Here is a 22,077-nt window from a genome sequence, read left to right as displayed (position 1 = left end):
AGGTGATTTGTGTGTGAAGCTGGAATCCGCTAAATAGTCATCATGAAGCAGCTTTACTTGAATTGCATTGCGATGGCCGTTGCTACCCTGTCCGGGTTGACAATCTCAGTCAATTCCGCCAGCGCCGAGAGCGCCCATCAACCGACGACAGTTGTCGAGCTTTTCACATCGCAAGGATGCAGTTCCTGCCCTCCGGCAGACAAGCTCCTTGGGGAACTTATAGAAGACGAAAATATTCTCGGGCTCTCCTTCTCCGTTACCTATTGGGATTATATCGGCTGGAAAGACATTTTCGGTACCGCCGACAATGACGCACGGCAGGTAGGATACAGAGGTGAGTTCAACTCACGCTATGTCTATACACCGCAAATGGTCGTTGGCGGAATGGACCATGTTGTCGGTTCGGATCGCAGTGGCGTGAAATCCCTTATTGAGAAGCAGGCCGACGACTTAGAGCCGTTGCCGCTGCAATGGTCCTTCAAGGGAGATAAACTTTTTGTCACTCTCCCCAAAAGTGATGGAGAGGCAACGCTGTGGCTGCTGGATATAGACCATGTCGCGGATGTAGACATTCAACGCGGCGAGAACACAGGCAAAATTATCACCTATCACAATATTGTCCGCAAAATCCGCTCCCTCGGTGATTGGGACGGATCCGCCCAGGAGATCTCGCTGGATCTCGCGGAAATGCGTACGGAAGGACGTGACGGCTGCGTGTTGATAATTCAACAGGACATTTATGGCCCCATCCTCGGTGCACTGGAAATCAAGCTATAAGAAGCATTTTGTTGATCCCCTCCCAACTCTCGGGCACAATGCTTTAAAATAAAAACAAGAATGGTGCCAAATGACCGAGAAAGAAGTACCCCTTAAACCTGCTGCGACCGTTTTACTTGTCCGGGACCGGGCTGGAGAATCAGACAAGATCGAAGTTTTTATGGTGGTTCGTCATCACCAGATTGACTTCGCCTCCGGCGCACTTGTCTTTCCGGGTGGCAAGGTGGACGAGGGTGATACGGACCCTGCCCTTATTGACTTTCTTCCCGAAAGCGAACGCGGCGACGATACGCTCCGCAGCTTCAAGATCGCTTCTATCCGCGAAAGTTTTGAAGAAGCCAACATCCTTCTCGCGCGGAACCGGGAAACAAATGAATTGGTGACGCATGAGCGGCTGGAAAAGCTGGCGGCGAAATACAGGGTTCCGCTCCAGAATGACGATATCCCCATCCTGGAAATGGTCAGAGAGGAAAATCTGGAATTGGCGACTGATCTATTGGGCCATTTCGCCCATTGGCTTACACCGGCCCATATGCCCAAACGCTTCGATACTCATTTTTTCATTGCAAAAGCTCCGCCTCACCAGCTTGCAGCACATGATGGAGAGGAATCGGTTGATTCCGTCTGGATTGGTCCGAATGAAGTATTGGACGAGGCCGATAACGGGAAGTATACCGTCATATTCCCGACCCGCATGAACATTGAGGTCCTGGGGCGGTTTTCTTCCAGCGAGGAGGTCGTCGCAAATGCCAAGGCAACGGATACCTTTTCGGTTATGCCTAAAATGGAAGTGACGGATGAGGGCAAATTCCTGTTAATCCCGAAAGAGGCAGGTTATAGCGTCACCCGCCGCCCGATTGATCAGATTATGGATAAATCATCAAGCAAGTAAAGAGAGGGTAAGGCTCACGCCTTTCGAGAGAATGGAAAATATGGCCTGATCCCGCTGTTTACGCTCCGCTATCCAGTTTGATAAATCCAGTAGGTCCGATTTAGCGTTTCGAAACTCTGTTGTGAGCGTCGTGTATTCTGCATCACGTTCGTCCATTTGCATTACTTGCAACGCCTGGATCTCCGCATAGAGAGCCGCCTTCCCCTTTTCAAGATTGGCGAGCTGTGAAGACGGCAAATCCGACACAGATTGAGAGTTCAGCGCATCCAACGCGTCCTGTAACTTCTTGAAGGCGGCTTCATTGCTGGTTGTCATTTTCATTTCCAATTTGCAGGGAGTTAAGAGTGGTTGTCTGGACGCTCTTCATTGCAGGAACGCTATCGGCGAGGTCTGAAAGCTCTGCTCTGACCATAGACAACGATTTTACGAGCTCTCTTACCTTTTCCTTGAAGACGATGCCTTTTAGAGTCACAGAGAGCGATACAGCTTGCATGCCCTCGGCCGCCTCAAGTGTCTCACTGATTGATTTGTGAGCGGCGACCATCGCGATCAGCGTCATCTGTGTTTCATTAAGAAGCTTGTCAAATTCCAGTCCAAACTTTTGGATGCTGACAACCCGCTTAATTGCATCTCTGCGCGCCAACGTGCTTACTGAGCTGCTTTTTGATGTCTGTGCCAGCTTGTCATTCCAAGTGTTTGTATCGAAGTCGATGGCGTTCTTGACAATTGCCCGAAGCCCGCCCTTACATAAGCGCAGGCTGGTCATGTCGGCATCAACATCATTTTTTGGAACCGTGTAGCTGCATTTGCTCGATTGATCCTCCGGGGCTCCGATGTCAAAAAGCAGAAGAACTGCAGCTTTCTTCAGAGTTTTATCCCCTTTCTCGACAATAGGCAGCAAGCGTTTATCGCGATCCGGCAGAATCAAAAGCTCATCGAACAGACTCAGATCTGCCACCAGTTGGTTGGAGTCGAGAAATGACAGGGAATGGTCGATACTGAAATTATCGGAACTCAATGATTTCAGATTTCCGACCGCCCCGGAGAGGCTCGTGTACACAGACGAGATCGACTGGCCGGAAGTAACAACTGCCAGCATCTCGACATAGCCATCAAGGGCCGATAGGACGCTCCTTCTGGCGGCAATATCTTCGGCCTGAAACAATGGTTTATAAGCGGTTTCAGGATAACCCCCGAGTTCCAGCTGGAACTGTAAGTTATCAATGAAACCGAGGGTGTTGAGCTCCTCCGCCAATTCAAACTCATTGTTTATGACGGCAGACAGCTCGACAACATTACGCGAAAAGTCACTCACCTCCTCCGTCAACAGCGTATCATCGATAACGCTGCAGGCAGAAAAGCCGAACAGGACAAAAATGAGAACTGGGATTTTCCGCAACTGTTTCATATAGTAAGAAAGAGCCGTTGTTAATTCTACTCAGACTATTTGGAGTTGATTGCAAAATTTACAATTTAAAATATTATAAGTTGTAATTCTGTCGGTCTGGAGTGATCGAATGCGGGGGATAGACGATAAGAACAGGCGTTGGTGGGTTCTGGCCGCAATGGGCGGCGTGCTCGCCCTTATAGTACTTGACGAAACGATCCTGGGTGTCGCCCTTCCAACTTTGCGTGAAGAGCTTGGCATGTCGGAGATTGCGTCTCACTGGGTTGTTAACTCCTACCTTCTGGTATTCGCCGGGCTTGTGGCGGCAGGCGGACGGCTGGGAGACATTCTCGGCCTTAGAAACCTGTTTCTGATCGGTATTTCTATCTTCGGTGTCGCCTCTCTGCTTTGCGGGTTCATGAATGATGGTACGATGCTCATCGTCATGCGAGGCATTCAGGGTATCGGTGCCGCCATCATACTTCCGGCCTCCATGGCCATGCTCACGATCGTATTTCCGGAAAATGAGAGGGGAATGGCCCTTGGTGCGTATGGCGCCATAGGCACGATTGGCCTGATTTCGGGGCCGCTTGCCGGTGGCGCTCTTGTCGAAACGCTCTCCTGGCGATGGATTTTCTGGATCAATCCGGCCATCGTTATCGCCGTCGCGCTGGTGGTAATGAAAGCCTGGATCAATCCCCCGCGTATGGCTGAGGCCGCACGTTTCGATTTCGGAGGACTGATCAGTCTGATCGCCGGGCTCGGCCTGATTGTTTTTGCGTTGATGCAAGGCCCTGACTGGGGCTGGCAAAACCCGACTGTCTGGATACCGCTCGTCATGGGTATTGTCGCTTCGATACTATTCGTTCTGATCGAACTGCGCACAAAGCAGCCACTGATCGAAGTTGATCTTTTTACAAATGCGAGTTTTGCCATCTGTAATTTTGTCGTTTTCGCGGCTCAGTTCAGCAAGATCAGCATCTTTATCTTCGGTGCCCTTTATTTGCAGCACCAATTGAATTTTACAGCCATCGAAGCCGGTATAGCGCTCTTGCCCGCCGTCATGCCGGCCCCCCTCAGTGCGCCAATGGCCGGACATTTCGCGGATCGTCTCGGGGCACGAAAGCCGATATTTTTTGGCATCGCGCTCTCAATAATCTCGTTTTTCTGGATAGCGGTTGTGGCAGAGATGGGCAGCTACCTCTATTTCTTCCCCGCATTGATCGTCTGGGGTATCGGTCTCGGCTTTCTATTCGTACCCCCGATGCGGGCCGTCATGAACGAGGTCCCTTTGGAGAAGCAGGGCCTTGCCGGCGGTATCGTCCTCTCCGCCCAGATGCTCGGCGGGACCGTCGGCATGGCGATCAGCAGCGTCCTTTTCTCTACCTTCCGCGATTACCAGGTAGTGTTTCTGGCAGCGGCAACACTCTTCCTGATCCTTCTGCCGCTCGCCATAAAAACGATCCGCTCGGACGAAGAATTGGTCATCGCGGAAAAGGGATAGAGCCCCTAGGCCGAAATGCTGCCCGCCATAAAGTCTGCCATTCGTTTGGAAAAGGCGACAGGATCGTCGACCGGATCACCTTCAACGATATGCGCCTGATCCAGCAGCAGAAGGGCCGCGTCTTTCAAGGCATCAGAGGCACCGTTTTTCTTGCTGCTTGCGGCCAGCTTCTTGATCAGCGCATGTTTCGGGTTCAACTCCAGAATGCGCAGGCTCTCTCCCGCACCAAACTGTTTATGAGCCTTGAGCAGCTTTTCGAGATGGATATCCATATCCCCGTCATCTGCGACAAGGCAGACCGGACTACCGGTCAGGCGGACAGAGGACCGAACGTCCTTGACCTTATCTTCCAGCGCCGTCTTGAACAGGGCGATCAGGCTATCCATTTCGCCCTCTTCCGGCTTTGTCTCTTCCGCCGTACTCGCCTCCGTATCGGCGAATTTGTCCAGTTCCGCCGCGCCGCGCGTTACTGACTTGAACGGCTTGCCGTCAAATTCATGTATCCGGCTCAGCCAGAAGCTATCCACGGCATCCGCCAGAAGCAGAACCTCAATCCCCTTTGCCGCAAAACCTTCCAACTGAGGGCTGGACTTTAGGGCGCCGAGATCTTCACCGGTTATATAGTAGATAGCGTCCTGCCCATCCTTCATGCGGGACACGTAGTCAGCGAGATTTGTCTTGGCTTCGCCCGCCGCACTGTTGAACAGCGATATTCTCAGAATGCGTTCCCCATTCACGGCGTCTTCGTAAATCCCTTCTTTGAGGACTGCCCCGAAATTATCCCAGAATTTTGCGTAATTCTCGGAATCCTTGGACGCTTTCTTTTCAAGCTCTCCCATAACTTTCTTGATCAGACCGCTCCGGATTTTCTGCAATACGGGGTTATGCTGCAACATCTCACGACTGACGTTGAGCGGAAGGTCTTCGGAATCGACAACCCCTCTCAAGAACCGGAGGTAGGCCGGGATAAGCTCCTCACAGTCATCGGTAATGAAGACCCGTTTTACATAAAGCTTCAGTTGTGATTTGCGTTCCGGGTTGAACAAATCGAACGGTGGCTGCTCGGGCACGAACAGCAACATGGTATACTCAATCCGCCCTTCCGCACGGCTGTGCAGCGTCAGCCAGGGGGTATCAAATGCCTGCCCCACATGGTGATAGAATTCGGTATATTGCTCTTCCGTGATTTCGTTTTTTGGCCGGGTCCAAAGGGCGCTGGCGCTATTTAGCGTTTCATCCTCTTCGCCTTCCTTGAACGCTTTCAGGATAACCGGCAGCGCAATATGATCCGCATAGGTCTTTACAATCTGGCGAAGGCGTGCCGGCTCAAGAAACTCTTTTGCCTCTTTACGCATATGCAGGACAATCGTCGTGCCGCGCGACTCCCGTGTTCCGGCTTCAATCTTGAACGTCCCATGCCCTTCAGAGGACCAGACCGCCGCAGCGCCATCTCCTGCTCGCAGGCTCGTAACCGTAACCTTGTCTGCGACCATGAAAGCGGAATAGAAGCCGACACCAAACTGGCCGATCAGCTTAACATCCTTACTGGCATCACCTGTCAGCTCCTCGGAAAAGCGGGACGTGCCGGAGCGGGCGATTGTTCCCAGGTTTTCCACCATCTCCTGTTCCGACATCCCAATACCGTTGTCTTCAATCGTCAAGGTCCCGGCTTTTTCATCAATCGTGATGATGATTTTAAATTCCGGATCATCTTTTATCAGGTCAGGTTTTGTCAGCGCTTCATAGCGCAACCGGTCACAGGCATCAGAGGCATTGGATACCAGTTCACGCAGAAAAATTTCCTTTTCGCTGTAGAGCGAATGCGTCACAATATCGAGGAGTTTCGCGACTTCTGCCTGAAATTCATGTATATGATCTGTCATTTTCCGTCCTGCATCTCACAAAAATTCTTCTGACGTCTATATGACCGGTCAGGTAATTTCATTCAAGGGTAAAAAAGGGATTTTAGGAGGTTGGAATGTGAATCTGGCCCACCCCGAGGGGCGCAGAAAATCGGGGCAGGCCATTCACAGATCATCAACATATTTTCACAGTTGAAGGTGATCAGTACAGGGATCATATATTTATTTGGAATGATCGTTCAAGTACTAATTTCAAAATCTCTCCATTATCTGGTTCGTAAATTCACATCCGGACAATCTGTGTCGTCCTCATTTAGACGCCAACAAAATGACGGACCTTGCCGATGCCCCACTTTAAAGCGCAAAAAGACCCCCGCCCCTATACGCCGCCAAAACCTCTGTATGAACAGGTCAAAGCCTATGTATTGAAGAATATGGAATCCGGGGATTGGCCCGCCTATTTCCAGCTGCCGTCTGAACATACGCTGGTTCGTGAGATGGGAATTTCCCGCATGACCATACACAGGGCACTACGCGAACTAACCCAGGCCGGATATCTGGAGCGTATTCAAGGCGTCGGCACCTTTGTCGCCGCCCCGAAGAAGCAACCAAAAATCCTCGAGATCCGGGAAATTGACGATATCATCCACTCTCGCGGTGGGCGACATCAGTGTGACGTACATTTTCTGCAGGCCGAAGCAATCGAGAAAGGCGTTGCCGCAGCGATAGCAATGGCACCGGGAGATGAGGTGTTTCGTTCCTACTTTGTGCATCGGGAGAATGGGCTTCCAGTCATGTTGGAGGACCGCTACGTTCATCCGGCGTTTATGCCGGACTATCTCAGTCTGGATTTCAGCCGTGTAACCGCAGACACATACCTCAGTCGCAAATATGCGCTGCTCTCGCATACCCATAGCATTCAGGCGGCCGTCTCAAACGCCGAGATCAATCATTTTCTGGAGCTTGAGGTGACAACCGCCTGCCTTGTCGTTAATCGAAAAAGCTGGCTGGGAGATGATATCATCTCGACGGTGCGGTTGGTCTTTCCGGGCAATCGCATACAGTTTACCTGAGCATCCCCGACTCAATCCCACTGCCCTAGAGAGCAGCAACCGTTGGCTTCGAGTTATCGATGTTAGCTGCTTTCGCCGCTGTTTTACCTGCACCCTTGGCGGAAGTTGTATAGAGGTTCTTCAATGCATCAACGACCAGCTCTTTACTGATATAAGGATCAGCGCCCTGATACTTACAGGCCGCGATGATCTGATCGACAATGAATTTGGGCTGATAACAGGCTAGTTCAAACCTGTTATTTACCTGCAACTCCTCAACCACGATGTCGAGAATATCATCCGTGATATCCAGACCACGCGAGCTGCCAACCATTTTGAAGATTTGCGAATACTGCTCGCGGGATGGCCCGACGGTTTCAAGCTTGTACGGGATACGACGGAGGAACGCAGGGTCCATAAGATCATCCGGCGACAAGTTGGTGGAGAAAATCACCAACTCATCAAATGGCAGAGAGAAGCTCTTCCCGGTATGTAGCTTCAGATAGTCAATCCGGCTTTCCAGCGGAACAATCCAGCGGTTAAGTAGATCTTCAGGGCTGACAAGCTGTCGGCCAAAGTCGTCGATGATGAAGGTTCCGTTTGATGCTTTTACATGAAGCGGTGCTTCATAATATTTTGCGTGCGGATTAAAGCTGAGATCGAGCATTTCCAGGGTCAGTTCACCGCCGGTAATGACAACCGGTCGTTCGCAGGGAACCCAGCGGCCATCAAACTCCTCACGGCGAAGGCCGGAGTTTTTGGTTCTCTCATGCTCGCTGCCGAATTTTGGTTTGTGAATTGCCGGATCAAAGACCTTGATGACCTGGCCGTCGACCTCAAAGCAATAGGGGACATAGATAACATTGGCAAAGATTTCAGCTACCTTTTCGGCGACCGTTGTCTTACCATTACCGGGAGGGCCGTACAGAAGGATACTCTTACCGGCATTGACCCCAGGGCCAAGGCGGCGCACGAAGTCTTCTGTAATAACGAGATTTTCAAAACTTTTTTGAATCTTTTCCTGCTCGACCCGCTCATTCGTGATTTTCTGCTGATTGATCCGGGCCTGATAGTTTGACAGGGATACCGGAGCCGGACCGACATACTGGTTCTGCTCCAATGACTCAAGCGCATAACGCCTGCCGGTTTCCGTGATGACATAGCGGGTTTCCGAAAAGGTTGATTGATCGGTGTTTCCCAAAGATTCCAGAAGCTTGCGATCACCCGCTTCCTGAATAAGGCGGTTTACAACGCCAATCGGCAACTTGATTGCACCAGATAGTTCCGAAGCGGTTTCCAGGCTGTTGACATACATCAGCTTGAATAGGATACGCAGCAGATTGGATTGCGGAATACCGGTTTCCTCAATAGTTTTGGGCGCACGCGGCGCTTCATAGATGGCCCGGTCGAGCTGATCCTGAGTCAACGCGCCAAGCGCGACGAGGTTGTCACCAAGGCGCCCGCCATTTTCTTTCTGCCGATGCAGTGCTATTTTTATATCCTCAGGCGTCACCAAATTTTGCGCCAGCAAGATATCACCGATGAGCATTCCTATTCTCCAGTTCTGTTTCCACCGTTTTCCGGCAATTTCGCCATTACACCCGAAATTCGACAGATAGTCCGCCAATTAGCTCCCCAGTCTTACTGCATTTTCGTTAACGCAAGGTTATCCGACGAGAAAAAGCAGAATTACCTTCATCAACAGCGATGGGACGTTTTCCTGTTGAATATGCTGAAAAACATACTCAAAGGAGTTGTCCGTTGGGAATTTAGGTTGTAATCCTTTTCACCTGACGATGTTCTAACGCTGAAACTCACGGGAAAAGCCATGGCCGATTATAAAGCACTTCTGTCCGTTTTTTCGAAAGACCGTGTCGGCCTGATTTCACTGGTCACAGGGCATCTTTTCGACAAGGGGGTTAACCTTGAGGATACGTCCTTCGCCGTGCTTGGAAAGGGCGGCGAGTTCACAAGCGTGATTGATATTCCGGCCGATCTCTCGGAAAAAGAACTTATCGACGAATTACATTCCCTTGATGGAATGAAAAATGCGGACATTGACCTACGCCGTTTTTCCTTTGACGATGTCGACACGCCACCCACCGAAGTGACACACCATATCCATTGCGAGGGGCCTGATCAGCCGGGAGTCCTCGCACGGCTTTCGGAAGTTTTCATCGATTTCGATGCAAATATTGTCCGGCTGAAATCTGATCAAGTTGAGCAGGAAGGCAAAAAGAAATTCATTACCCGCTTTTCCGTTTATATTCCAGAGACACGTGTCAATAATTGTCTTGCCGCGCTGGGCAATACGGCCAGTGCGCTCGGGCAGACATTGTCTGCAGAAGCGGCCGATGAAGAATAGTGTTTAGCTGTTCCTGAAAAAAAGAAATGCGAACAGCGCCATGTTAAAAATGGCGATCAATGACGCGACAATCGCAATCGGCTCATATTCCGGCATACCCGCATAAATAAGGCCAACGCCAAGCGTCAATCCAATGACGGTTACGTGAGCCAGCCAGTATGTAAGCGGCGCAAGTTTCGCCTCTGCGACAGACGGCCAGTTTTTATAGATTAATCCCATCAGCGCCATCGTCACCCAGCCCAAAAGATTAAGATGCGCGTGTGTTGGCATCTGTGAATGGTCTTGTGAAGCCGCCATGTAAATCCCCAGCGCCATTCCCAGTACGATGTATATAATCGACGACTTGATAAATCTTCCGGCCAGCATGATTTCCCTCCCATATACTGAAAACCTGCGTAATAACGCGATTCAGATCTAGTCAAGAGAAACTCAAATTTAAATAAACTTCAATTTTTATTTTCGCTTTGAAGGCGGTCGAGAAGAAGAAATATGACATCAAGGACAGAGGCGCCAAGTTTTCGCGCCCGCTCGGGGGACCAGCCATATGTCGCATCGGACCGGTCGGCGGTGTCCTTGAACGGCATTTCTAGTGTCATGGCAAGGCAACCAAAATACTCGCTGACATGGTTGACGCACAGCGTCATATTTCCCGCACCTTTCTTTGGGATAGGGTAGCCGTGCTGAGTCTGGAAATCGGGGTTGATTTTTTGCCAGCCGCGCTTGAAGTCCGTCAGCAATCTGTCCTTTTCTGCATTCCAACTCGGGATGCCTTGCGCACCGGCTATGAAGTTGTGGGGCAAGCCTTCGTCCCCATGAACATCGAGGCAAAAATCAATGCCGGTCTCCCGCATTTTCTCACGCACCAGATAAACTTCCGGACTCCTCTCCATGTCCGGTTCCTGCCACTCCCGATTGAGATTGGCGCCGGTCGCGTTGGTGCGCAGATGGCCGCGACGGCTGCCGTCCGGGTTCATGTTCGGCACGACATGAAAACATGCCGCCTTGAGAAGTGCTTTGGAAACGGCATCATGTTGGTCCAGCAAACGATCCAGAAACCCCTCTATCCACCATTCGGCCATCGTCTCGCCAGGATGCTGACGGGCGATCAGCCAGAAATTCTTTTTATCACCGCCTGTTTCTCCAATTGTGAGAAGATCCATATCCTGACCGTCAGCGGTCTTACCCAAAACGGATGGCGACACCCTTGGCGACAGAGCTAAGCGTGCAATCAGGTCCGCATGCCGCTCCATCGAATAGGGCGCGAAATAGGCATAATAGACAGAATTGAAATCCGGCTTATGGGAGATTATCAATTCACCGTCCTGATAGGTCGTCTCTACCCGAAACCAGTTTTCCCGATCGTATGATGCAACAGCACGATAATTTTCCCAGCCATGTACATAGGAAGCGTCTTTCGCGTTTTTCAATCGCATAACGCAGTCAGATCCTTTCGCCCCACTCAAGCGAAAGTGAAACCACTGGAAAAACTCAGCATTTGTATCCTGCCGGATACGCAATTGAATATCTGAGGGATCATCGCTTTTGTCGCATTCGATATTACCGCCATCAAACGCGCTACTTACCGCAATCATGCACTTCCTTTCACGGTACCGGTTTCCTTCGCGGCATAGTACGCGCGCCACCCGCCAAACCCGGTAATTTCTTTTTGTCCATCACACAGCATGGCCTCACCAAGCACGCCGAGGACGATCTCCCCATCGGATAACTCGATCTTCCCAATGCAAAGTCCCGGCGGTTCCTGCTCAAGAATACCCGCGAGGCCGTTGGCAGGCACCTCCCATATCTCGAGATCAATGGCCTTACCGCCGGTCGCAACTTTCTGCATCGCGGGATGTCTGCCCTCAATTGACCAGAGGCGATAGCAGGCGGCCGTTCTTGCTTCCTTTACGAACCGCGCCTTCGCCGCGACCATGTTGCCGTTCAACTCCAACCCCCGCATCAAGGTACCATTTACGGCCAGCAGGACCGATGTCATGCAAAGTCCTCTCGTTTTAATATATGTATATCAGTTCAGATTAAAACCATTTCAGTTTCTTAAACAGCAAGACCTGAACCCCGACTAGCACTATAAGAATTCCGGAGAATATATAAAAAGCATGCGGATTTTCAACGCCCGGAATACCCCCGACATTGATCCCGAGCAGACCTGTCAGAAAACCAAGCGGCAGGAAGATCGCGGCTATAACTGATAGCACGTAAAGATTCCTGTTCAATCGATCCGCAATAATATTTGCCAGTTCGTCCTTCACGATCTGGGCCCGTTCGCGAATGGCATCCAAATCTTCCACATATCTTGTCAGATGATCAAAACTCTCCTGCAGGTGACGTCTGTGCGGCACATCTATCCAGGGCAGCTCCGACAGACGCAGCTGCCCGATCGCATCCTTCTGCGGGGCCATATACCGGCGCAGAACAATTGCTTCTTTTCTGATCCCGATAATCTGTTCGCGAAATATCGTGTCCGGATTTTCGAGGATTTTTTCCTCAACATTGTCGGTCTCTTCATCAAGCTCGAGCAGCACCGGCGCCATCCGTTCGGTCAGCCTGGAAATCAGCATGTTAATGAACTGGCCCGCATCCTTCGGACCTTTGCCGGCCTTGATCCGCTCTTCAATATCCAGAACGGCCTTTAGCTGACGGCGCTGAACACTGATGATACGGGCCGGATCAATCCAAAGGCGAATGGAAACCATATCTTCCGGGTCCGCATTCTCGTTCAGGTTAACACCCCTTAGAATGACAAGCGCTCCATCGCCTATTTCCGCAACGCGAGGACGGGTCTCTTCCGCCAGCAACGCATCCACGACGAAAGGATCGAGATACGAGATTTCCTTGTCGAGCCAAGGCTTGGTATCCGGGTGGGATAAATCAAGATGAACCCATGCAAGATTTTCCTTTTTCAGCTCTCGGGAAATAGCCTTGTCACTGACCGATTGTCCGCCACCTTCCCCATCAAAGTCATAGGCAAGCAGAATGGGGCTGCTCATTTTAGGGCCTCCGAATTCTTGATGTGTAGATCCCGCTGCGGGAAGGGAATCTCGATATCGTTGGCCTTGAACTTCCGCCAGATCGCGAACATTACTTCGCTACGCGGACGAATGCGGCCCTCGGCAACATCCTCAACCCAGAAATAGAGTGTGAAATTTACAGAGCTGTCGGCGAAATCAACGAGAAAGCACTCGGCGGCCGGCGTATCCATGCAACGCGGATGCTCCTGCGCCGCTTCCGTAATAAGCCGGGCGGCAAAATCCAAGTCTGTTCCATAGGATACCCCTACATTAATATCGACACGCCCGCGGGAATTGCTGAACGTCCAGTTCGTCACGCGATTTGTAATGAAATCCTCATTCGGAACCATGGTTTCATGGCCATTAAAGGTTTCAATCCGTGTGTATCTCGCGCCGGTTTCCCGGACAAAGCCACTAGTCCCGTCGCCAAGCTCGATTAAATCCCCCTCTTCAACGGATTTTTCGAAGAGCAAAATGATCCCGCTGATAAAGTTGGAGGCAATTTTCTGCAGGCCAAAACCGATACCAATACCAAGGGCACCGCTGAAGACGGTCAGCGCCGTGAGATCGATCCCCAGCACTCCCAGTACAAGCAGGAAGGCCAGGAAATAGATTGCAATCTGGATTGCCTTGATAATCAGTGCCCGATTGCTTGCCCGAATACGCTTTATAGACTTGATCCGGTTTTCCAGTATCTCGGAGAGAATGCCGACCAGCCAGAAAAGGACTATTATGATCGTGATTGCCTTCACCAGTAGATAAATGGAGAAGCGCATCTCACCCAGGTGAAAAGCAAGATTGTCTGAATCCAGAAATTCGCGAACGGGTTGGAGGTATCCGAGATAGCCGAAAACCACAAAGCCAACGATCACAAGCACCAACAGCAACTTTGCAATCCAGGCCCGTGGTTTAAAGATAGAGGTCCAGAATTTCATCATTGGTAAAGCGTTACTCCCTCCAACTCACAGAGGAATAATACTGTACATCAGCTTTTTGGCTATGATTTTCTTACGCAGTCGATGGGCATAATGAACCCCACCTTAACGCTGCAGTTCGACCATCAGTTCCGGATATTTAGAAACCAGACGCAAAAGGTTGTTCATGGGTTGTGATATCGTGACCTTGCCGTTTTCATATTTTTGAAAGGCGTTCGGACCGCCGCCGAATATCTGGCCCGCACGGCGTTGTGACAAGTTAAGGTGGGTGCGCACTTCACGGATTCTTTCCGGCGTCATAACGCCAAGAAACTCCGCTTTCAGTTCAGCCTTGATCCGGGCCACGTCATCCCATGCGCTTTCTTCAACCATGCCTTCGGCGCAGTCGGAATTGGTACAATAAACTCCTGGCAGGTCGACATGACTTTGCAAATGTTTGTAATTGATTGCATAAGTGCGAATTTGACGTTCGACACTACCGCCGCATAAAGGACAGGCCATAATCTTCCCCTACGAATAACTCTACTTGAAATGAACTTAACTATATCCGGCTGGTAACAACAGACTATGGCACCATTATGGCACCCGTGCACCATGACGCCCTCACAGCAGTCTCTTCTCAGAGGCCTCCCTTGTCGAGAATAAAGCCGGCGACCTCGGCCACGCCTTTTCCTGCCTTGATATTGGTGAAAACGAATGGTCTGTCTCCGCGCATTTTCTTTGAATCCCGATCCATAACGCCAAGGTCGGCACCGACATAAGGGGCAAGGTCGATCTTGTTGATGACCAAGAGATCGGAGCGGGTGATTCCCGGGCCGCCCTTGCGGGGAATTTTATCTCCTGCGGAAACGTCAATGACATATATCGTGATATCCGCAAGCTCCGGACTGAAGGTAGCGGCAAGATTATCCCCGCCGGATTCAATCAGGATCAACTCCAGCCCGGCAAATTTTTCTGTTATATCTGCGACAGCGGCGAGGTTGATCGACGCATCCTCCCGAATAGCGGTATGCGGACAACCGCCCGTCTCGACACCGACAATCCGATCCGGCGAGAGCGCACCGGAACGCGTCAGAAACTCCGCATCCTCGCGGGTATAGATGTCGTTCGTGATCACAGCGATATTATGATTATCCCGCAGAAATTTGCAGAGTGCATCCGTAAGAGCCGTTTTTCCGGACCCTACCGGCCCCCCAATTCCGACACGCAATGGTCCGTTATGTGCTGATGTCATGATCTGAAAAGCCTCGTATATTGTGTTTCATGCAAGGAAGAGCACCAGTCAACCATCAGAGTTGCCGAGCTCAGGTCATCTATTGTTGCCTCCATCGCGGAGCGTACAACAGGTTCCGTTTTATCCGCGAGAGACGCAATCGCGCGTTGTCCGTCCGTTTGACCCAGCGGAACAACACGCACTGCGGCGGAAACAAGATTAGAGATAAACCCGTGAAGATATGCTGTCAGCGTTTCCTGAAGCGGTAAGGAGTAGTCCGCCGCCGCGATCCCGATGGCAACGGGGTGCACAATCTGTCCCGACCAATGTGCCTTTAGCGCGTCCAGGTTCCTAGACCGCGGCCCGACGTCAGAAGTGACACTGATGAAGGCGCGGCCCTGTTGCGTAGTTTCAAGCGAAATCTCTTTCGTTGATGCAAATGCATGGCCCGCCTCCGCAATTTCCTTCAATGTTCCTACATCACCGTCGAGCGCCGCCCGGTAAGCGACGGCAAGTAAAATACAATCCGACTTCCCACTGCCATGTTCTAGGATATCGGTAATCCACGGAATCAGATCCTCAACATTGCTTAGCAACCCTGCGTCCACCGCGTATTCGATACCATGACTATAGGTATAGGCGCCGACCGGATAGGAAGGAGACATCCAGGACATCAGTTGAAAGAGAGCCCGCTTATCCATGGTTGTGCCCATGTGCATGTCCGTGGTCATGGCCTTCCGTCTCACCATGACCGTAAGCACCACCTTCCGGATTGAAGGGGGCATCTAGCCGTTCAACAATTGCGCCGAGCCGGACGAGCATATCCTCTATCACATGATCCTGCCGAATACGTAACCGGTCCGCCATCAGTTCGGTCGGAAGATGCCGGTTGCCCAGATGCCAGGCGACACGCACGAGATGCGCCAAATCCGGGGACCGAACATCCGCGACGGGTTCGTCTTTCGCCTGCACCTTGATACCCGAGCCATCCTCAAGCAGCAGAATGTCACCATCGCGCAAGGTCTTTACATCCTGCAGGTTGAGCAAAAATTCCATACCGCCATCTGCCGTTAGTTTTATCCGGCGGCGCCTGCGGCTGTCAAAATCGAGGGTTATTGTATCCAGGATATTGCCGTCGAACTTGTCATCTCTGGAGCATACGGTATGAGAATGGAGCATGATCTAATACATGAAATAGCGTTGCGCCATCGGCAGTTCCGAAGCGGGCTCACAGGTAAGCAACTCACCATCTGCATGAACAAGATATGTTTCCGGATCCACATCGATTTTCGGCGTTGCGCTGTTATGGATCATCGATGACTTGCCGATCCCGGAGCGGGTATTCTTGACCGGCAAAAGCTCCCTCTCAAGTCCGAGCTCACCTTTCAAATCATATTGCAGCGATGCTTCGCTTACAAATGTAACCGAACTTGCCGTCAGGCTTTTACCGAAAGCCCCGAACATCGGACGGTAATGAACGGGCTGCGGCGTCGGAATGGACGCGTTGGGATCCCCCATCGGAGCCGCGACGATCGTCCCGGATTTGAGCACCAGATCCGGCTTCACGCCAAAGAAAGCAGGCGACCAGAGAACAAGGTCCGCAAGCTTTCCTTTCTCGATTGACCCCACGTAACGATCAACTCCTTGGGCTATAGCCGGGTTAATAGTGTACTTAGCGATGTAACGCTTAACACGGAAATTATCGTTATCCCCGGTTTCCTCAACAAGGCGGCCACGCTGTTTTTTCATCTTGTCTGCGGTCTGCCAGGTTCGGATGAGCACTTCACCCACCCGGCCCATGGCCTGACTGTCCGATGCAATGATGGAAAAGGCTCCCATATCATGGAGAATATCTTCCGCCGCAATTGTTTCCTTCCGGATGCGGCTTTCCGCAAAAGCGACGTCCTCCGGTATGTTCGGATCCAGATGGTGGCAGACCATCAGCATATCCAAATGCTCATCAATCGTATTGACAGTGAAAGGCCGTGTCGGGTTGGTGGAAGAAGGAAGCACATTTTCCTCCCCCGCAACTTTGATGATATCCGGCGCATGGCCACCGCCTGCCCCTTCCGTATGGAAGGCATGGATGGTCCGTTTCTTGAACGCCGCCACCGTATTTTCAACGAAGCCCGATTCATTCAATGTATCGGTATGGATCAGGACCTGTACATCCATATCGTCGGCAACGGCGAGGCAGCAGTCAATTGCCGCCGGTGTCGTGCCCCAGTCTTCATGCAGTTTCAGGCCGCAGGCCCCGGCCTGCACCTGCTCTACCAGTGGTTCGGGCAGGCTGGCATTTCCTTTTCCGAAGAAACCGAGATTCATGGGAAATGCTTCCGCTGCCTGCATCATCCGGGCGAGATGAAAAGCGCCGGGGGTACAGGTAGTAGCGTTCGTTCCCGTAGCTGGGCCCGTGCCGCCACCCATCATGGTTGTCACCCCGCTGTAGAGCGCATCATCAATCTGCTGGGGGCAAATGAAGTGGATATGAACATCAAGGGCTCCGGCCGTCAGAATTTTTCCTTCCCCCGCGATCACTTCTGTGGACGGGCCAATAATGATGTCGACATCAGACTGAATATCCGGATTTCCGGCCTTGCCGATGGCATAGATTTTACCGTCCCGTAAACCAACATCAGCCTTGACGATGCCCCAATGATCGATAATCAGGGCATTGGTGATAACCGTATCAACGGCGCCGTCCGCCCGCGTTACCTGCGACTGCCCCATGCCATCACGGATTACCTTGCCACCCCCGAACTTGACCTCCTCACCATATGTGGTGAAATCCTTTTCAACCTCGATAAACAACTCGGTATCGGCGAGACGGACTTTATCGCCTGTCGTCGGGCCAAACATGCCGGCATAGGCGCCTCGTGAAAAGGTAACCGCCATCTTTATTCCCCCTTGTCCAACGGGCCCATAACGGCCTGATTAAATCCATATATCTTGCGTGCACCGGAAATTGCGACAAGCTTCACATCCCGTGTCTGGCCAGGCTCAAAACGGATTGCCGTTCCGGATGGAATATCAAGACGAAATCCTTTTGCTGCCTCCCGATCGAACTCAAGTCCGGGATTAGTTTCAGCAAAATGAAAATGGCTGCCCACCTGAACAGGGCGATCCCCTGTATTCGACACCGTCAGTGTCATCGACTGCCGCCCCGCGTTCAACTCGATATTTCCCTCAGCCGGGATAATTTCTCCTGGTTTCATAACGGGCTCCTTATCGAATGGGATCATGGACGGTAACCAGCTTGGTTCCGTCAGGGAAAGTGGCTTCAACCTGAACTTCATGGATCATGTCGGCAATCCCGTCCATAACCTGATCCTGACTGACGACGGTACCGCCTTCGCTCATTAAAGTAGCGACGGATTTTCCATCACGCGCGCCCTCGATCACATAATCGGTTATCAAGGCGATAGCTTCGGGATAATTGAGTTTTACGCCGCGGGCCAGCCGCTCACGTGCCACCATGGCCGCCAGTGAGACCAGCAATTTATCCTTCTCCCGTGGTGTGAATTGCATTCTCCGCCCCTTTTATTGATTTTCCCATACTTTTGGCAGCGCGACAGAGTGCCCTGCCAGCGTCGATCTCAACTGCGTCAATATCCTGGCAACGGCCCGGCGAAGATCATATCCCGTTTCCGCCAGCACCCGCATGATGAGCAGCTCATCCCGGCAGGTGACCGCCGCCCTTACTCCGGAATTCCGAGCAAGGGTTTGCGCTGTTTCGAGATAGGTCGATGCGACATCATCTGCCAACAGAATAGTCGCAATCCCTTTTGCCCCCGCAAGAACCGCAGGGCGCGCTGCCTCGGCATCTATGTCCCCGTCCAGCTTGAACTGATCAAACCAGATCAGTTTGCCGTCCCGCCAGATTTTCCAGCCATCCTGAATACGTGCCGAATGAAGCGTTTCTCCATAGGCCGTCCGCCCAAATACCGTCGCCTCCACCGCAATCAGACGGCTTCCCGCTTCCAGATTTACCTTGTTCAGTCGGCGAAAGCGGCTCTTGTCAAACAGGATGGTTTCCTGCGGGAGCCATTCAAGTGTCGCCCCGGCGCCAATTTGCATTTCTGCGTCAATCACCGCGGTATTTCCGACCGATTTATAAATCTTCTCTGCGGCCTGCCCGGAAATCGTGAGGCCTGCGCCGGATTCCAGCGCAACCTGATAGGCCATATGATCCCCGCCGGTCAGACCACCGGCCGTATTAATCAGGACAGCCTCGGGATATTCCGCATGATCAACCTTGGGAAAACGAACCCGACCGCAACCCTGCTGATAAAGATGAACAAGTTTCGAAGCAGTGCTTTTCCGGCGGTAAGATATCTCCACTCTACCGTTCGATCGGGCGAGGGCTGCCAACGCTGTTCTCGTAGGTGACGCAGATGCCCCCTTATCCCGATCAGACAGTAAGGTATTTTCGAACGTCACTTTCCAGCATGTCCTTCTTCGCCCCGGCCAAGACCACTTCACCGCGATCCATAACGGCGAAACGATCGGCCAGATCGCGCGCAAATTCAAAATATTGCTCAACCAGCAGGATCGCCATATCTCCCCGAGCGCGCAACAGCTCTATGACTTTCCCAATATCCTTGATGATAGACGGCTGGATCCCCTCCGTCGGTTCATCAAGAACAAGAAGCTTGGGCCTCATCACCAGCGCCCGGCCAATTGCCAATTGCTGCTGTTGCCCGCCCGACAAGTCGCCCCCTCTCCTTCTTAGCATATCTTTTAGAATGGGAAACAGATCAAAGATTTCCGACGGGATATATCTGTCTTTGCGCGGGAGCGCAGCAAAGCCCGTTTTGAGGTTTTCCTGTACAGTCAGAAGCGGAAAAATCTCGCGGCCCTGCGGAATGACGGCAATTCCTTCGCGGGCGCGCTGATGTGCGCTCATATTCGTTATATCCTTGCCGTCCCATATGATTTTCCCACCAGAGACCGGATGCTGACCGACAATTGCCCTGAGCGTACTGGTTTTTCCAACGCCGTTCCGGCCCAGCAGTGAGGTAACCTCACCTTTCTCTACCTCCAGGGAAACATGCCGTAAAGCCTGGCTTGCGCCATAAAAAAGATCGACATTTTCAACAGTCAGCATGATCAGCGCCCCAGATAGACTTCAACGACACGTTGGTTGTTTTGCACGGTATCCAGGCTGCCTTCGGCAAGAACGGACCCCTCATGCAACACCGTTACCTTCGAATTGAGCGCCCGAACAAACTCCATGTCATGTTCCACCACGACAACGGAATGCGTTGCCGAGATTTCACGCAATAGTATGGCTGTCTGCTCCGTCTCCGCATCTGTCATGCCCGCAACCGGTTCATCAACCAGCAACAAATCCGGATCCTGCATCAGCAACATACCGATCTCCAGCCACTGCTTCTGACCATGAGAAAGGCTGCCGGCAAGATCGCCCGCCTTCTCGGTAAGCCGAATAACACGAAGAACATCCATTATCCGTGCGACTTCTTCATCATTCAACGCCGCAAAAAGCGTTGTCATGACGCTTTTGTCACCTTTTAATGAAAGTTCAAGATTATGGAAAACAGTCTGGCTTTCGAACACTGTCGGTTTCTGAAACTTGCGGCCTATTCCAAGGTTTGCGATATAAGCCTCGTCATGCTTTGTAAGGTCTATGCCGTTCTTGAAAAAGACTTCGCCAGTATCCGGTTTTGTCTTGCCCGTGATCACATCCATCATCGTTGTCTTACCAGCACCGTTTGGACCAATAATCGCGCGCATTTCGCCGGGATCAACAACGAAGCTGAGGTTGTTCAAAGCCTTGAAACCATCGAAACTGACGCTGACGCCGTCGAGATAAAGGATCGACGTTAAGTCCTGATCATTTGACTCTTTGGGATGCGTTGTCATTGTTCTTCTTTCACTGAAACCGGCGTGTTCATATCAGGCTTGTCCTGCCGTGTTTGCTTTAGCTTGTCTATCCAGATACCCGCCGTCCCGACGATGCCTTTTGGCAGGAAAAGCGTTGAGAAGATGAACAGGCCACCAAGGAAATAAAGCCAGGCTTCCGGAAAGCTGCCGGTAAAATAACTCTTGCCCCAGTTGATGAGAAATGCTCCGAGAACGGCTCCCCACAAAGTCCCACGTCCACCGACAGCCACCCAGATCACAATCTCAATCGAGTTGGCAGGGGAAAATTCGGACGGATTGATGATACCGACCTGCGGCACATAGAGAGCCCCCGCAATACCTGCGAGAATGGCGGAGACGACAAAGACGAAAAGCTTATAATATTCCACCCGATAGCCTGAGAAACGGGTCCGGCTCTCTGCATCACGAATGGCGATGAGCACCCGTCCAAGCTTCGATTGAGTGATAAAGCAGCAAACCAGATAACCAAGCGCCAGCGCAATCAGGGAGGCCACAAAAAGGCCAAGTCTTGTTCCTGTAGCCTGCAAATCAAAACCCAGAATATCCTTAAAGTCCGTCAGGCCGTTATTCCCGCCAAATCCCATATCATTGCGGAAGAAAGCGAGAAGCAGAGCATAGGTCATCGCTTGGGTGATGATCGAAAGATACACCCCGGTCACCCGCGACCGGAACGCAAACCAGCCAAAGACGAAGGCGAGGAAACCCGGCACGAGGATCACCATCAGCATGGCAAACGGAAACATATCAAAGCCAGACCAATACCAGGGGAGTTCTGTCCAGTTGAGGAACACCATGAAATCCGGCAGAATTGGATTGCCGTAGACACCCCGATCGCCAATCTGGCGCATCAGATACATGCCCATTGAGTACCCACCCAGCGCAAAAAAAGCACCGTGGCCAAGGCTAAGGATACCTGCAAACCCCCAGATAAGGTCTACGCTGAGAGCCAGAAGCGCGAAGCAGACATACTTGCCCATCAGGCTGACCAAATAGGTGGGCACGTGGAAAGACGAGCTCGGCGGTAGGAACATATTGCTGAGAGGAACAAGGAGGGCGGCAACAAGAAGAATCCCCAAAAACGTCTTGCCACCGCCCGGAAGACCCGTCATGAGGGAAACGAACGGGCCTTTTTGTGCGTTGTTTATCGCATCCATGGC

The 22,077-nt window shown here is 51.7% G+C and carries 24 protein-coding genes and 1 pseudogene; 5 read left to right on the top strand and 20 right to left on the bottom strand.

What is annotated here, in order from left to right:
* Positions 1-42 precede the first annotated feature (42 nt).
* Positions 43-777: a DUF1223 domain-containing protein gene (locus AAC599_RS02695; RefSeq protein ID WP_340148859.1), complete on the top strand. Its 735-nt coding sequence runs from the start codon at positions 43-45 to the stop codon at positions 775-777.
* Positions 778-847: 70 nt separating this feature from the next.
* Positions 848-1,669: a hypothetical protein gene (locus AAC599_RS02690; RefSeq protein ID WP_340148858.1), complete on the top strand. Its 822-nt coding sequence runs from the start codon at positions 848-850 to the stop codon at positions 1,667-1,669.
* Here the strand turns inward: AAC599_RS02690 and AAC599_RS02685 are convergent.
* Both AAC599_RS02685 and AAC599_RS02680 read right to left on the bottom strand, forming a co-directional pair.
* Positions 1,658-1,984: a hypothetical protein gene (locus AAC599_RS02685; RefSeq protein WP_340148857.1), complete on the bottom strand. Its 327-nt coding sequence runs from the start codon at positions 1,982-1,984 to the stop codon at positions 1,658-1,660. The two genes, AAC599_RS02690 and AAC599_RS02685, sit on opposite strands and share 12 nt — an antisense overlap.
* Entirely contained in the window at positions 1,968-3,077 is a 1,110-nt protein-coding gene (locus tag AAC599_RS02680) for a hypothetical protein (RefSeq protein WP_340148856.1), read from the bottom strand. The genes AAC599_RS02685 and AAC599_RS02680 overlap by 17 nt, the downstream gene beginning before the upstream one ends.
* A 109-nt stretch (positions 3,078-3,186) precedes the next feature.
* On the opposite strand from AAC599_RS02680, the gene AAC599_RS02675 reads away from it, so the two are divergent.
* Positions 3,187-4,560 carry an MFS transporter gene (locus tag AAC599_RS02675; RefSeq protein WP_340148855.1) on the top strand — a complete coding sequence of 458 codons (1,374 nt, stop codon included), beginning with the start codon at positions 3,187-3,189 and terminating at the stop codon, positions 4,558-4,560.
* 5 nt (positions 4,561-4,565) lie between these two features.
* On the opposite strand, the gene htpG is transcribed toward AAC599_RS02675, so the two are convergent.
* Positions 4,566-6,443, bottom strand: coding sequence for a molecular chaperone HtpG (htpG, locus tag AAC599_RS02670; RefSeq protein ID WP_340148854.1), 1,878 nt, complete (start codon positions 6,441-6,443; stop codon positions 4,566-4,568).
* A 323-nt stretch (positions 6,444-6,766) separates the two neighbouring features.
* On the opposite strand from htpG, the gene AAC599_RS02665 reads away from it, so the two are divergent.
* Positions 6,767-7,495 (top strand): UTRA domain-containing protein, encoded by a 729-nt coding sequence (locus AAC599_RS02665; RefSeq protein ID WP_340148853.1) that lies wholly within the window; start codon positions 6,767-6,769, stop codon positions 7,493-7,495.
* 25 nt (positions 7,496-7,520) lie between these two features.
* Here the strand turns inward: AAC599_RS02665 and AAC599_RS02660 are convergent, their stop codons facing one another.
* On the bottom strand, positions 7,521-9,023 hold the full coding sequence (locus AAC599_RS02660; RefSeq protein ID WP_340148852.1) for an AAA family ATPase: 1,503 nt from the start codon (positions 9,021-9,023) through the stop codon (positions 7,521-7,523).
* Positions 9,024-9,302: 279 nt separating this feature from the next.
* Between AAC599_RS02660 and AAC599_RS02655 the strand changes: the two genes are divergently transcribed.
* Positions 9,303-9,839 carry a hypothetical protein gene (locus AAC599_RS02655; protein ID WP_340148851.1) on the top strand — a complete coding sequence of 179 codons (537 nt, stop codon included), beginning with the start codon at positions 9,303-9,305 and terminating at the stop codon, positions 9,837-9,839.
* Positions 9,840-9,842: 3 nt separating this feature from the next.
* Here AAC599_RS02655 and AAC599_RS02650 read toward each other — a convergent pair whose 3' ends face one another.
* The 16 genes and pseudogenes from AAC599_RS02650 to urtC form a co-directional block, all read right to left on the bottom strand.
* Positions 9,843-10,205 (bottom strand): hypothetical protein, encoded by a 363-nt coding sequence (locus AAC599_RS02650; RefSeq protein WP_340148850.1) that lies wholly within the window; start codon positions 10,203-10,205, stop codon positions 9,843-9,845.
* Between the two features lie 80 nt (positions 10,206-10,285).
* On the bottom strand, positions 10,286-11,431 hold the full coding sequence (locus tag AAC599_RS02645) for a M14-type cytosolic carboxypeptidase (protein WP_340148849.1): 1,146 nt from the start codon (positions 11,429-11,431) through the stop codon (positions 10,286-10,288).
* Positions 11,428-11,835, bottom strand: a complete 408-nt coding sequence (locus AAC599_RS02640) for a hypothetical protein (protein WP_340148848.1) — start codon at positions 11,833-11,835, stop codon at positions 11,428-11,430. The genes AAC599_RS02645 and AAC599_RS02640 overlap by 4 nt, the downstream gene beginning before the upstream one ends.
* A 40-nt stretch (positions 11,836-11,875) precedes the next feature.
* The gene (locus AAC599_RS02635; RefSeq protein ID WP_340148847.1) at positions 11,876-12,847 is read right to left on the bottom strand and encodes a zinc transporter ZntB; all 972 of its coding nucleotides are present in this window, start codon (positions 12,845-12,847) and stop codon (positions 11,876-11,878) included.
* Positions 12,844-13,806 (bottom strand): mechanosensitive ion channel domain-containing protein, encoded by a 963-nt coding sequence (locus tag AAC599_RS02630; protein ID WP_340148846.1) that lies wholly within the window; start codon positions 13,804-13,806, stop codon positions 12,844-12,846. The genes AAC599_RS02635 and AAC599_RS02630 overlap by 4 nt, the downstream gene beginning before the upstream one ends.
* Before the next feature lie 102 nt (positions 13,807-13,908).
* A complete protein-coding gene (locus AAC599_RS02625) occupies positions 13,909-14,304 on the bottom strand; it encodes a type II toxin-antitoxin system MqsA family antitoxin (RefSeq protein ID WP_340148845.1) in 396 nt (131 codons plus the stop codon).
* A 118-nt stretch (positions 14,305-14,422) separates the two neighbouring features.
* Positions 14,423-15,037, bottom strand: a complete 615-nt coding sequence (gene ureG, locus AAC599_RS02620) for an urease accessory protein UreG (RefSeq protein ID WP_340148844.1) — start codon at positions 15,035-15,037, stop codon at positions 14,423-14,425.
* Positions 15,034-15,765 carry an urease accessory protein UreF gene (locus AAC599_RS02615; RefSeq protein ID WP_340148843.1) on the bottom strand — a complete coding sequence of 244 codons (732 nt, stop codon included), beginning with the start codon at positions 15,763-15,765 and terminating at the stop codon, positions 15,034-15,036. The genes ureG and AAC599_RS02615 overlap by 4 nt, the downstream gene beginning before the upstream one ends.
* A complete protein-coding gene (ureE, locus tag AAC599_RS02610) occupies positions 15,710-16,195 on the bottom strand; it encodes an urease accessory protein UreE (RefSeq protein ID WP_340148842.1) in 486 nt (161 codons plus the stop codon). Before ureE ends, AAC599_RS02615 begins: the two co-directional genes overlap by 56 nt.
* Before the next feature lie 3 nt (positions 16,196-16,198).
* On the bottom strand, positions 16,199-17,911 hold the full coding sequence (gene ureC, locus AAC599_RS02605) for an urease subunit alpha (RefSeq protein ID WP_340148841.1): 1,713 nt from the start codon (positions 17,909-17,911) through the stop codon (positions 16,199-16,201).
* A gap of 5 nt (positions 17,912-17,916) precedes the next feature.
* Positions 17,917-18,231 (bottom strand): annotated as a pseudogene (locus tag AAC599_RS02600) (urease subunit beta); the annotation flags it as partial.
* Between the two features lie 10 nt (positions 18,232-18,241).
* A complete protein-coding gene (locus AAC599_RS02595; protein ID WP_340148840.1) occupies positions 18,242-18,544 on the bottom strand; it encodes an urease subunit gamma in 303 nt (100 codons plus the stop codon).
* A gap of 12 nt (positions 18,545-18,556) precedes the next feature.
* Positions 18,557-19,357 carry an urease accessory protein UreD gene (locus tag AAC599_RS02590; RefSeq protein WP_340148839.1) on the bottom strand — a complete coding sequence of 267 codons (801 nt, stop codon included), beginning with the start codon at positions 19,355-19,357 and terminating at the stop codon, positions 18,557-18,559.
* A 70-nt stretch (positions 19,358-19,427) separates the two neighbouring features.
* Complete coding sequence (gene urtE / locus AAC599_RS02585) at positions 19,428-20,123, bottom strand: urea ABC transporter ATP-binding subunit UrtE (protein WP_340148838.1); 696 nt, start codon at positions 20,121-20,123, stop codon at positions 19,428-19,430.
* A 2-nt stretch (positions 20,124-20,125) separates the two neighbouring features.
* Positions 20,126-20,899: an urea ABC transporter ATP-binding protein UrtD gene (gene urtD / locus AAC599_RS02580; protein WP_340148837.1), complete on the bottom strand. Its 774-nt coding sequence runs from the start codon at positions 20,897-20,899 to the stop codon at positions 20,126-20,128.
* The gene (urtC, locus tag AAC599_RS02575; protein WP_340148836.1) at positions 20,896-22,074 is read right to left on the bottom strand and encodes an urea ABC transporter permease subunit UrtC; all 1,179 of its coding nucleotides are present in this window, start codon (positions 22,072-22,074) and stop codon (positions 20,896-20,898) included. The genes urtD and urtC overlap by 4 nt, the downstream gene beginning before the upstream one ends.
* Positions 22,075-22,077: the final 3 nt, after the last annotated feature.

This window comes from uncultured Sneathiella sp., assembly GCF_963976355.1.
GTDB lineage: Bacteria > Pseudomonadota > Alphaproteobacteria > Sneathiellales > Sneathiellaceae > Sneathiella.
Note: the sequence above shows the minus strand (reverse complement) of the source record. Positions and strands in the feature narration are given on the sequence as shown.